The sequence below is a fragment of the Kribbella sp. C-35 genome, assembly GCF_046549195.1.
GTDB lineage: Bacteria > Actinomycetota > Actinomycetes > Propionibacteriales > Kribbellaceae > Kribbella.
The window spans coordinates 194,366-205,810 of the sequence record NZ_JAJPWG010000005.1 but is presented as its reverse complement, the minus strand read 5'-3'; the positions used below and the strand labels follow the sequence as shown (position 1 = coordinate 205,810).

Annotated in this window: 12 protein-coding genes; 6 read left to right on the top strand and 6 right to left on the bottom strand. The window is 66.9% G+C overall.

All coding sequences use genetic code 11. The features are described from left to right. The first annotated feature begins 127 nt into the window (after positions 1 to 127). Both ACLJOO_RS31375 and ACLJOO_RS31370 read left to right on the top strand, forming a co-directional pair. Complete coding sequence (locus tag ACLJOO_RS31375; RefSeq protein WP_410791152.1) at positions 128 to 325, top strand: three-helix bundle dimerization domain-containing protein; 198 nt, start codon at positions 128 to 130, stop codon at positions 323 to 325. A 58-nt stretch (positions 326 to 383) separates the two neighbouring features. Then, positions 384 to 1,679, top strand: coding sequence for a helix-turn-helix transcriptional regulator (locus ACLJOO_RS31370; RefSeq protein WP_410791151.1), 1,296 nt, complete (start codon positions 384 to 386; stop codon positions 1,677 to 1,679). Here the strand turns inward: ACLJOO_RS31370 and ACLJOO_RS31365 are convergent. After that, positions 1,676 to 2,461 (bottom strand): isocitrate lyase/phosphoenolpyruvate mutase family protein, encoded by a 786-nt coding sequence (locus ACLJOO_RS31365; protein WP_410791150.1) that lies wholly within the window; start codon positions 2,459 to 2,461, stop codon positions 1,676 to 1,678. The two genes, ACLJOO_RS31370 and ACLJOO_RS31365, sit on opposite strands and share 4 nt — an antisense overlap. Positions 2,462 to 2,606: 145 nt before the next feature. Here ACLJOO_RS31365 and ACLJOO_RS31360 point away from each other — a divergent pair, with 145 nt between their 5' ends. Then, positions 2,607 to 3,434 (top strand): alpha/beta fold hydrolase, encoded by an 828-nt coding sequence (locus ACLJOO_RS31360; RefSeq protein WP_410791149.1) that lies wholly within the window; start codon positions 2,607 to 2,609, stop codon positions 3,432 to 3,434. Between the two features lie 10 nt (positions 3,435 to 3,444). Further along, positions 3,445 to 4,308, top strand: a complete 864-nt coding sequence (locus tag ACLJOO_RS31355) for an alpha/beta hydrolase (RefSeq protein WP_410791148.1) — start codon at positions 3,445 to 3,447, stop codon at positions 4,306 to 4,308. Position 4,309: 1 nt separating this feature from the next. On the opposite strand, the gene ACLJOO_RS31350 is transcribed toward ACLJOO_RS31355, so the two are convergent. The 5 genes from ACLJOO_RS31350 to ACLJOO_RS31330 all read right to left on the bottom strand — a co-directional run bounded on the left by ACLJOO_RS31350 (position 4,310) and on the right by ACLJOO_RS31330 (position 8,758). Further along, positions 4,310 to 4,936, bottom strand: a complete 627-nt coding sequence (locus ACLJOO_RS31350; protein WP_410791147.1) for a sigma-70 family RNA polymerase sigma factor — start codon at positions 4,934 to 4,936, stop codon at positions 4,310 to 4,312. A gap of 168 nt (positions 4,937 to 5,104) precedes the next feature. Further along, on the bottom strand, positions 5,105 to 6,055 hold the full coding sequence (locus ACLJOO_RS31345; protein ID WP_410791146.1) for an alpha/beta hydrolase: 951 nt from the start codon (positions 6,053 to 6,055) through the stop codon (positions 5,105 to 5,107). Positions 6,056 to 6,182: 127 nt separating this feature from the next. After that, positions 6,183 to 7,055 (bottom strand): SDR family NAD(P)-dependent oxidoreductase, encoded by an 873-nt coding sequence (locus ACLJOO_RS31340; protein ID WP_410791145.1) that lies wholly within the window; start codon positions 7,053 to 7,055, stop codon positions 6,183 to 6,185. Between the two features lie 53 nt (positions 7,056 to 7,108). Then, positions 7,109 to 8,248: a hypothetical protein gene (locus tag ACLJOO_RS31335; RefSeq protein WP_410791144.1), complete on the bottom strand. Its 1,140-nt coding sequence runs from the start codon at positions 8,246 to 8,248 to the stop codon at positions 7,109 to 7,111. 114 nt (positions 8,249 to 8,362) lie between these two features. After that, on the bottom strand, positions 8,363 to 8,758 hold the full coding sequence (locus ACLJOO_RS31330; RefSeq protein ID WP_410791143.1) for a nuclear transport factor 2 family protein: 396 nt from the start codon (positions 8,756 to 8,758) through the stop codon (positions 8,363 to 8,365). A gap of 355 nt (positions 8,759 to 9,113) precedes the next feature. Here ACLJOO_RS31330 and ACLJOO_RS31325 point away from each other — a divergent pair, with 355 nt between their 5' ends. Both ACLJOO_RS31325 and ACLJOO_RS31320 read left to right on the top strand, forming a co-directional pair. Next, the gene (locus ACLJOO_RS31325) at positions 9,114 to 10,508 is read left to right on the top strand and encodes an ABC transporter substrate-binding protein (protein ID WP_410791142.1); all 1,395 of its coding nucleotides are present in this window, start codon (positions 9,114 to 9,116) and stop codon (positions 10,506 to 10,508) included. Then, on the top strand, positions 10,505 to 11,440 hold the full coding sequence (locus ACLJOO_RS31320; RefSeq protein WP_410791140.1) for a carbohydrate ABC transporter permease: 936 nt from the start codon (positions 10,505 to 10,507) through the stop codon (positions 11,438 to 11,440). Before ACLJOO_RS31325 ends, ACLJOO_RS31320 begins: the two co-directional genes overlap by 4 nt. The last annotated feature ends 5 nt before the right edge of the window (positions 11,441 to 11,445 follow it).

The window sequence follows — 11,445 nt, the reverse complement described above, 5'->3', positions numbered from 1 at the left end:
GGCCCGTCGCGCCCGTGGCCGTCCCTGGTGAAGCCCCTGGCCGGCGCCCGGATGTCAGAGTCGCGCAAAGTTGGTCAAATGTTGTACGAGGCTTGTTCGGGTCGGGCTCGGAGCGCATCGTGGTCTGATGGACAGGTCAGATGAGGAGCGTGCGATCAGTGAGGTGGTCGACCGCCTGGCGAAGCAGTTTCCGCAGGTTCCCGCGGAACAGGTCGCCCAGGTCGTGAGCCAGTCCCGCCCCGAGTTCGACGAGGTCCCGATCCGGGACTTCGTGCCACTGTTCGTCGAGAGGGGAGCCAAGGCGCGGCTACGCGCGTTTGCCTAGTCACGATTTGTGTACGACGGGTTGGAGTACTTGCCAATCGCGTCGAGGCTCTGGTGGCTTGGAGGCGCTCGGCGCCACGATCTACGCCGGCCGCCTGCATGGTGCCGTCGGCTCGTACGAAGTCGCGGTCGCCTCCCGCAATGCCCTCTCGGTGCGACCGGCGTTGCGACCCACAGACCTTCTCCTCGATGGTCTGGCAACCCGGTTCACGGATGGCTACGTGACCGCGGTCGCGCCGCTGCGTGATGCGCTGGATGCGTTCGCCGGCACCGGCGACAAGGACATCTTGAACTGGTTCTGGCTGCCCTGGCTGGTCGCGGGTGACCTTTGGGACGACCTGAAGTGGCACGAGCTTGCCTCCCAGGCGGTCCGGCTGTGTCGTGAGTCCGGCGCGCTTGCTCGGCTGCCCCTCGCGCTGGGCTACCGCGCAGTCGTGCACCTGTACGCCGGGGAGTTCGCGGCCGCGTCGGCGTTGATGGAAGAGGGCGAGGTGATCTCGACGGCGACCGGCGGCGCGGCCGTGAACTATCCGCGGATGTTGCTCGCCGCCTGGCGTGGCATCGATCCGACGGAACTGCTGGACGCGTTCCGTGCCGATCTCGAGGACGTGACCGCACGCGGCGAGGCGCGGTCGATCGGTGGCGTCGGATACATGAACGCCGTACTGCACAACGCCCTCGGGCGGTACGACGTCGCGCTGGACGCCGCCCGGGAGGCGTGCAAGTACGACGACCTGGGCATCTACAGCTTCGCCCTGCCCGAGCTGGTCGAGGCCGCCAGTCGGAGCGGCGAACAGGACGAGGCCGCAGCCGCCCTGCACCGCGTACGAGAACGAACGGACGCAGCCGGAACGGACTGGGCACTCGGCGTACAGGCCTGGTCGCGCGCACTGTTGAGCGACGGTCGGGCCGCCGAATCCCTGTACCGCGAGGCAATCGAGCGACTCGAACAGACGCGCATCACCGTCCACCTCGGCCGTGCGCACCTCCTGTACGGGGAGTGGCTGCGCCGCGCAGCCCGGCGCAACGACGCACGCCACCAGCTTCGCACCGCGCACGACCTGTTCAGTCAGGTCGGCGCCGCGGCGTACGCCGAACGCGCCCGGAGAGAACTGCTCGCCGCCGGCGGATCGGCCCACAGCCGCAGCGACCGGACTCGCGGTCTGCTCACCAACCAGGAGTCTCAGATCGCACGACTCGCGCGGGACGGCCTGTCCAACCCCGAGATCGGAGCCGAGCTGTACATCAGCCGTCACACCGTGGACTGGCACCTGAGGAAGGTGTTCGCGAAGCTCGAGATCACCTCGCGGAAGGAACTCGGCCACGTACCACTGAGCCGCCTCGAATCGGCTTAGCCTGTGAGCGAGGCCAGCTCGTCCGCGAACCGCGCGATCGCCGCGTGCTGCAGGAACGGGCCCCAGCTCACCCGCGCCACGCCGAGCTCGGCCAGTTCGGCCACCGATGGCCCCTGCGGCAGCCGGATCACGTTGACCGGCCCTCCGACCTGCTGTTTGAAGCCGCGCAGCGCATCGGTCTCCCACAAGCCGATCGGGTAGACACAGTCAGCACCCGCCTCCAGGTACGCCGTACCGCGCTCGACACCCTCCGGCACGAGCTCCGCCAACTCGTCCGGGCCGGCACCGGCGAGGAAGGGGCCGAGGAACACGTCGACCCGCGCGTTGATGACCAGCGGATAGTCCGTCTCCGCCGCGGCCCGGCGTACTGCGGCCAGCCACTTCGCGTGCTCACTCGAAGCGCGGAGGCCGCCGGACCGGTGGTCGGTATCCTCGAGGTTGCAGCCGGCGGCGCCGATGGTCCGCAGCGCATCGACGAGGTCACCCGGCTCCATGCCGTACCCGGCCTCCGCATCCACCGTCACTGGAACGCCGACAGCGCGGGCGATCCGGCCGGCCGCGGCCAGCATCTCGTCGGCCGGCGCACCCTCGTGATCCTCGTACCCGAGGGCGGCCGCCACCCCGCCGCTGGTGGTCGCGACGACGGGGAAGCCGGCCGCGACCACAGCACTCGCGGTCGCCGCGTCCCAGACATTCGGAAGCAGCAGGGGAGTACCAGGACGATGCAGTGCCCGCAGCAGCTCGCAGCGGCGCTGCAGTTCGGTGCTCTGGGAATCGATCATCCCCCAGCCTTACTCCCCGCAAGCCGCACCTGGAAGTACCTGCGGTGTCACACGGCGGACGGCGGTTCGGACTTAGGAACGAGCCGACACGTTCGGCTCCGGCACCGCCTTCGGGGCCGTCCTTCGCACGGAACAGGACAGTTCGATGACCATTCCCTTCGACCAAGCAGCCGGCCGTGTCCGGCGACGGCTTCCCACGATCGCGATCCTCGTTGCCGCGCTGGCCTTCGCGGGCCTGACCCCGGCCGTGAGCGCCGGCGCCCATACGGCGAAGCCCACCATCGTGCTGGTGCACGGCGCCTGGGCCGACGCGTCGAGCTGGCAGCGTGTCATCACGCGCCTCCGCGACGACGGATACACAGTGCGTGCGATCCCGAACCCGCTGCGCTCGCTTCCTGGCGACGCCGCGACCGTACGGGCGTTCCTCCAGACGCTGCCCGGCCCGGTCGTCCTCGTCGGACACTCGTACGGCGGTGCGGTCGTGACCAACGCCGCCACCGGGCTCCCGAATGTGAAGGCGCTGGTCTACGTGAACGCGTTCGCGCCCGACGAGGGCGAGACGGCGCTCGAGCTCGCCGGGCCGGACTCGGCGCTGTCGGCCGATCCGACGACGGTGTTCGACTTCGTGCCGGCCGGACCGCCGACACCGACCACTGACCTGTACCTGAAGCGATCGACCGTCTTCGCATCGTTCGCGACCGGCCTGAGCAGTGAGGAGAAGGACATGGTCTACGCGACGCAGCGACCGGGAGCGTTCGGCGGCCTGGCCGACAAGTCCGGTACGCCGGCGTGGCGGACGATCCCGTCCTGGTACCTGGTCGGAGCCGAGGACAGGATCATCCCGCCGAACGTCCAGCGCGCCATGGCCAAGCGGGCCGGCTCGAAGGTCACGGAGTTCGACGAGGGGCATCTCGGGCTGATGACCGACTCCAGGACGACGACGCGAGTGATCGAGCTCGCAGCGCGGAGCTAGGGAGGCCGTGATGAGCACCAGAAGCATTTCTGAGCGTGAATACAAGGAAATAGAGGCAGCCAACGCGTCCGGGCGTACCCCGGTCGTGTTCATCCACGGCCTCTGGCTGCTGCCGAGCAGCTGGGCCAACTGGGTCGAGCTGTTCGAACAGGCCGGCTACGCGCCGCTCACGCCGGACTGGCCTGACGATCCCGAAACGGTTGCGGGAGCGCGGAGGAACCCGGACGTCTTCGCCAAGAAGACGCTCAAGCAGGTCGCCGACCACACCGCCGACGTGATCGGCAAGCTGGACAAGAAGCCGATCGTGATGGGGCACTCGACGGGTGGCCTGGTCGCCCAGATGCTCGCGGGCCGTGGCCTCGCGGCGGCCACGGTAGCCATCGACCCGGGTGTCTTCCGCGGCGTCCTGCCGCTACCCATTCCCGCGCTCAAGGCGAGTGGACCGTTCCTGGTGAATCCGTCGTACCGAGGCCGCGCGATCACCCTCACGTTCGACCAGTTCAAGTACTCGTGGGCGAACGCTCTCGACAACGACGAGGCGCGCCGGCTGTACGACACGTACCACGTGGCCGGTTCCGGAATCGCCCTCTCGCAGATGGGCAACGCCAACCTGAACCCCTGGACCGAGTCGAAGGTCGACACGAAGAATCCCGACCGGGGCCCGCTGCTGATCCTCGACGGCGAGAAGGACCACACCGTCCCGTGGGCGATCGCCAACGCCGCCTACAAGCGGCAACGACGCAACCCGGATGTGACCGAGATCAGGAAGATGCCGAACCGCGGCCACGCGCTGACCATCGACCACGGCTGGGAAGAGGTCGCCCGGACCGCACTCGATTTCGTGAAGAGGTTTGTTCCGTCCGAGGCGATCTAGTTCAGGCGACCAGGTCGGCGGCGAGGAGCTTCTCGAAACCGGTGAGCTCACCGCTCCGGGCAGCGTCGATGAATGCGTGCAGGAACTGCTCGTAGGAGGCCGGACTCAGGCTCGCTTGCGGGGCGGTGGCTACCCGCCTACGAGCACGGCAGACCAGTTGCCTGCTGTTGTCGGACTCGAGGTGGAGGAAGTCCGAAATCTGTTCATAGGAGTACTCGAAAGCCTCGCGGAGCACGAACGCCGCACGCTCCTTCGGGGCGAGGCTCTCGAGGACCACCAGAAGGGCGCGTTCGACCGCATCGCGGTCTTCGACCATCGTCTCGACATCCTTGCCGGCGTCGATCCGCTCGGCGGTCGAGGGGCTCATCGGCGTCTCGCGGCGACGCGAGGCTGACTGGCTCACATTGATCGCGAGCCGGATGGCGATCGTCGCCAGGAGCGCGTGCGGTTTGGTCACGACCGTACGGTCCATCCTCTGCCAGCGAAGCCAGGTCTCCTGCACGATGTCCTCGGCCTCGCTGGTGCTGGCGAGGATCCGGTAGCCGATCGCCATCAACCGCGGTCGTACTCGGAGAAAGGTCGCGACCGCCTCGTCGAGGTCTCCGCGGCCGTGCTCGGTGCTCGTCATTCTCCCGGCTCCCCTCCGCTCGTGGCCCCGTTTGGGATCACCATGCGAGCGGGGGCGGTTCCGGCGCGCCCTCGAACGACGTGGGGTGCTACGTGGTCTCAGCCGGCCACGTAGCCCTACGCGACGTTGCCGCGTCACAGGTGGTGACGCGGCAACGGCCTGAATGACTCACTCGGTGCCGAGAGCCTTGCGCAGCACGTGGATCGCCTGCTCGACGGCTCCGGTCGCGGCGGCTGTCTCACGCAGCGGGTTGAGCATCATGAAGTCGTGCAGGATGCCGTTGTAGCGGATGCACGTCGTACGCACGCCGGCCTCCGTGAGCTTGCGCGCGTACGCCTCGCCCTCGTCGCGGAGTACGTCGTTCTCGTCGACGATCACGAACGCCTCCGGCAGTCCCCTGAGCTGCTCGATGGTTGCGCGGAGCGGCGACGCGGTGATCTCGGAGCGCCTGTCCTGGTCCGGCAGGTAGCAGTCCCAGAACCACGCCATCCCTTTCGCCGTGAGGAACGGTCCCTCGGCGAACTCGCGGTAGCTGTCCGTGTCCTGGCCGGCGTCGGTCACGGGGTAGTACATCGACTGGTGGACGAACGTGACATCCCCCCGCTGCTTGGCGAGCAGGGCCAAGGCAGCCGTCATGTTGCCGCCGACCGAGTCACCTGCCACCGCCAGTCGCGTCGCGTCGAGGCCCTCGGTCGTCCCTTGCTCGGTGATCCACTGTGCGGTCGCGTATCCCTGCTCGATCGCCACGGGGTACTGCGCCTCGGGCGATCGGTCGTACTCCACGAAAGCGACCGCCGCTCGCGCCCCGACCGCCAGTTCGCGGACGAGCCGGTCATGCGTCCCAGCATTGCCCAGAACCCATCCGCCGCCGTGCATGTACAGGACGGTCGGGAGGGCAGCGGCCGCGTCGACGGACTTCACGATGCGAACTCGTACGTCCCCGACCTCGGCCGGGACGGTGATCCATTTCTCGGTCACGTCGGGTTTGGCGATGGGGGCCGCCTGTACGTCGTCCAAGACCTTGCGCGCGCCGTCGGGCCCGAGTTCGTACAGGAAGGGCGGCTTCGCCGTCGCGTCCGCGAACTCCTGCGCCGCTGTCTCGAGGAAGTGCTTACTCATGAGGTTGCCGTCCCTTCGGATCGTCGATCGGCCGAGCTGACCGACCTGCTGTCGCCTGACTCAAAGTCCGGACAGCCACCGCCTTCGTGACGTCACAGGGCGCCTGTCTCGCCGAGTTGTTCGTGGGTTAGAAGGCGCGTGCGGCCGGGGGTAGGCCTGGGAAGTCTGCTGATTGGCTGACGGTCGCCCATTTCTGGACGTCGTCGAGGTCGCGTTGGTAGACGCGGGTGAGGTTGCGGACGGCTTCGGCTCCGAGGGGGAGGCGCAGTGGTGCATCCGGGGCGTCGAGGATGTCGCGGATTGCGTGGGCGGCGCGGTCGGGGTCGCCTTCCTGGATGCCGTCGGCCTCGGCCATGTTCGAGCGGACCGCGCCGATGACCTCGTCGTACGTCGCGTTCTGCTCGGCGGTGTTGAGTACGTCGGATGCGTTGAACCCGGTGCGGAAGCGGCTCGGTTCGACGATGAGCACGCGGACGCCGAACGGTTCGACCTCGCCGGCGAGGGCTTCGGACCAGCCTTCGAGGGCGAACTTGCCGGCCGAGTAGCTGCCGACGGCGGGGAACGACATTCGTCCGCCCTGGCTGCTCATCTGCACGATCGCACCGGAGCGGTTGTCGCGCATGTGGGGGAGTACCGCGCGGACGTAGGCGGCGGGGCCGAAGAGGTGTTGTTCGAGCATGTCTCGCAGTTGTTCGTCGGTGACCTCTTCGGCTGCGCCGACCTGTCCGGCGCCGGCGTTGTTGACCAGTACGTCGACCCGCCCGAAGGTCTCCAGTGCGCGCTCGACCACCTGGGCGGCTGTGGACGTGTCCCGTACGTCGTGCTCGATCGCGAGGAACTGATCCCCGTACCGCGCCTTGAGCGCATCGAACCGGTCGGCGCGACGAGCCGTCCCGACAACCCGCTCCCCGGCGTTCAAAGCAGCCTCCGCCAACGCCAGTCCGAGGCCGGAGCTCGCGCCGGTGACGATCCAGGTCTTGTTGCCGTTTGTCATGTTCATGATCGTGACGCTAGGGGTTGGAGCGCGCTCGAAGGCAAACCGCGGCGAGGTGGTTAGTGGGTGGTGACAACGAGGGTCGGCGGGTCGTGGACAACGCCTGGAAGAGCGTTCGTCTCGTACGGCTGCTGCAGGCCGGGGCGCCAGGCGAGGAGCCGGGTGCGGGATCCCGTGTCGAGGGCGATCGCCAACCAGTCACCGCGGGCGGCGAAGGCCAGCCCGGGTTTTGACCTGGCGGGCAGTTCGATCCCCGGCACGATGCTCATCCGACCGGTGTCGACGTGCATGATTGCGATGTCCATGGGCGGGAGCGGATGGTCGTCGAACCGTGGGTCTGCCGATGCTCGGTCGATCAGGAACGCCATCCTGGTGCCGTCGGGGCTGACGACACCGCAGCAAGCGTGGCGTGGAAGCGGGGATCCAACGGTTTCCCCGCCGTCGATCGACCGACGGTGGAGCGTGCACGGTGACGCGTCGTCGTCACAGCCGCTGGTCCAGAAGACTTGGCCGGCGCCGGCCGCGAGCGGCGCCACATGTTGTTCGAGCTTGGCCTGCAACCGACCGGTCGTCGCATCGACCAGCGCAAGCCAGGTCGGTGAGATTCCCGGATCGGGCTGCATCAGCCCGACGATCGTGTCGCCCACGATCGCGGATGCGTAGAAGCCGAGCGGCAGCCGTACCCGCTGCCCGCCGGCGATCGGAGCGATCGTCCCGTAGGGGTTGTCGATGTCGCTGGCGAAGGAAGTGATCCAGACCCGATGGCCATCGGCCAGCGGCCATTCGGTCGGACCGAGTGGCCGGATCAGACTCACCTGGTGATCGGCGCCGATGCGCAACATTGCGTAGGGAGCCGTCTCGTTGCACGACCCGGTCGTCGCGTACGCCGTGACCGGATCACCTGCCAGCACAGCGGCGTACCCGCCCGGACGGATGACTGCGTCAGGCAGCGTCGTCGCGCGGCCGCTGTCGAAGTCGACGAGTCGCAGCCGTTCGCCGCCGAGCAGCACCTGGATCGCCGTATGCTCCGCGGGTGGTTCGCTCGACACGATAGGCAGTGGTGTGTCCGCCCCACAGGCGCCGGGCGCCGTCGGCCACGATCTCGCCGACGGTCCGTCAGGGATCGTGTTGATCGCCTCGGAGGGCCGCGACGGACGATCCGTGGAGGCACGCAGAACGATCAGGCTCAGCAACGCCACCAGGACCAGAATCCATCCGGCCCTTCGGTGCCCACGTCTCGAAGCCTTCCCGACATCGAGGATCTCTTCCTGATCGTGCTCCACACCACCATGAAATCACCGCTCGCGCCGAGTTCAGGGGCGGCGGAGGTAGTACTCCGTGAACTCGCGGCAGCGTCCTTCGTCGTCGAAGCGCATGATGAAGCAGTTCGCGTAGGTGCGGACGATGGGGCCGTCAGGCACTTCGCGGTAGCGCGAAGTGCCGGTGGCCACCACGGTGTCACCGTCGACCGCGACCGGCGAGTATTCGGCCTCGTAGGTGCCGGGTGCGTCGCGGGTGGAGGCGCCGTCCGACGTGCTCTGTCCTAGCCAGGATGCGACGACGGCGTCCCGTCCGGTGATCGGCTCGTCGTACGGGTGGTAGCGGTACGCGATGTTGTCGCTGAACAGGCCTGCGATGGATTCCGGATCGTAGGACATCCACGCCTCGACGTACTGGTCGAGCCAGTCCTGAGCGGTCTGCTTGTCCATGGGCCAACCTTAGTGCGCTGCTGTCGCTCTGGGAACAGTTGCCCGAGGCAACTTGATCGTCGGTCGCGAAGAGTCGTGCGGCGATACCAGAAGCGGACACCGAAATCAATCGTTGACTGAGTTAACTAACCCGTCTAGATTGCTGGGCACAATCACAGCGGCTTCATCCGGCGGTCTAGTGCGGCGTCCGTGGTAAGCGCTTTCCGTCCGGGTTGTTGCGGCGCCCGCCGAGTGACTGTGAGCTGGGTGCCGGACGTCCCGTGAGGCCTGGCGGTGGCCGATGTCCCACAGATGAGAGGTCCCACAGATGAGGCACCAGCTCAGTGAGAATCTGCGGCGGTTGGATACGACCGGAATGTCGCGACGTCAAGTTCTCGGCCTGGCCGCGATGGCGGCAGCAGCCGTCCCGCTGGCTTCGGGTTGCAGCGGAGATGCCGACTCCGTCGAGCCTTTGAAGGCGCCGCCTGAGAACGAGATGTATCCGCTGGCCGAGGCCAAGGAGCTCTTTCATTCCTTGGCCTGGCCGAAGACCGATGTGCCGGAGCCGACCAAGCCGGTCACGGTCACGATGGCCATCACTGCCGACAAGAACGCCGAAGTGCGGCATCAGCAGTTCGCCTACTTCTTTCGTGAGCAGCACCCCAACATCCAGATCAAGCGCGAAGTCACCTCGTTCGACGATTTCCTGACCAAATACCTGACCGCGGCGGCCGGCGGGTCGCTGTCCGACGTGATGTATTGCCAGTACGCGTGGGCTGCGAATCTGATCAAGAAGAACATCCTCGCCCCGCTCGATGACTTCATCGCCAAGACACCGGACTTCAAGGTCGACGACTTCGCTCCCGAAGCGATCAGCTATTGGATCAAGGACGGCAAACACTATGCGGTGCCGTCCGACTCGGCGCCGAAGCTGCTGTTCTACAACAAGGACATCTTCGACAAGGCCGGGGTGAAATATCCGGATGCGACCTGGACCTGGCAGAAGTTGCAGGAGACCGCTGTCGAACTGACTTCCGGTAGCGGCGTGAACAAGATCTTCGGGTACACCCCGATGCCGAAGATGAGCGCCGATCTCGCTGCGACCCACTTGCTGGCCTACGGCGGCCGATTCCTGAATCCGGACGAGTCGGCGGTGACGATCAACGAGCCGGGAGCGCACGACGCACTGGCGCCTTGGGTCGAGCTGGCGGTGAAGCACAAGGCGGTGCCGAGCAATGCCGAGATGCAGGCCCTCGCGGCTGCCGATCCGTTCCGCCGGAACCATGCCGCGATGTCGGTCAACGGGCTGTGGATCCTGTCGCAGATGCAGACGTTGCCGAAGGCGGATCGGTTCCGGTGGGGTCTGACGGATATTCCGAGTGGTCCGCAGGGTCGCTTCTCGCCGCTGGTCGGCAGCTCGTTCGGCATCACCAAGCGGGCGAAGCATCCCGAGGCCGCATGGATCGTCCTGAACGCCTTCATGTCCGCGGCCGGGCACCGCTACTTCCGGGTGACGCCGCCGTCGCGGTTGTCGACGTTCGAGCAGAACCTCGCCGACCTGAAGCTGCCGGCGCAGGTCGTCAAGGACGGCAAGGCGGCGGTCAAGACGTACGGAACCTCGGACGGCGTGCTGCGGGGACCGGCGACAACGAAGATCACGGACACGGCGACGGTGACCTGGGACAAGGTGCGGGCCGGCACGATGTCGCTGGCCGACGGCCTCGCGGAGATCCAGTCCACGGTCGGGCCGATCCTGAAGGAGAATGCGTGACCGCCGTCGCCGCCCCAGAGCGGTTACGGCGGCCGCGAATCGCTCGCCGGCGTTCACCGTTGGCCCGGCGTGAAGGCCGGCTGTTTCACCTGTTCGCGCTGCCCTGGCTGATCGGGTTCATCTTCTTCACCGGCGGCCCGATCGTCGCCTCGCTGGTGATCAGCTTCACCAAGTGGGAACTGCTGTCCGCACCGGAATGGGTCGGGCTCGGCAACTACCGGGAACTCCTGGCCGACGCGAACTTCCTCATCGCCGTCAAGAACACCGTGTACTTCGGCGCCGGATCCGCGATCTGCGGCGTGATCTTCAACTTCGTGCTGGCGCTGATGCTGAATCTCAAGGTGCGCGGACAGGGGATCTTCCGGACGATCATCTACCTGCCTTCGGTGCTGTCCGGCATCGCGACGGCGCTGTTGTGGGTCAACGTGCTGCATCCGGACTACGGCTTGGTCAATCACTTGCTGGGCCTGGTCGGGATCCAGGGGCCAGGCTGGTTGCTGGACAAGAACTGGGCGATCCCCGGCCTGATCATGATGTCGGTCTGGACCACCGGCAACGCCATGGTGATCTTCCTGGCCGGACTGCAGGGTGTACCGACGCAGTTGTACGAAGTCGCGGAACTCGACGGTGCGGGCTGGTGGGGGAGGTTCTGGCACGTCACGGTTCCGATGGTGTCGCCGATCATCTTCTTCAACCTGATCGTGGCCTTCATCGGGAGCCTGCAGGCGTACTCGCTGATCTTGTTCATGACCGACGGCGGTCCGGACAATGCCACCTTGGTGCTGGGTCTTTATGTGTACCGCTACGCGTTCCAGTACTTCCAGATGGGCTACGCCTCGACGATCGCGTGGGCGCTGTTCTTCATGATCATCGTCTTCACCGCGATTCAGTTCGCGGTCGCCCGGCGCTGGGTCCACTACGAGAACAAGTAGGCGAA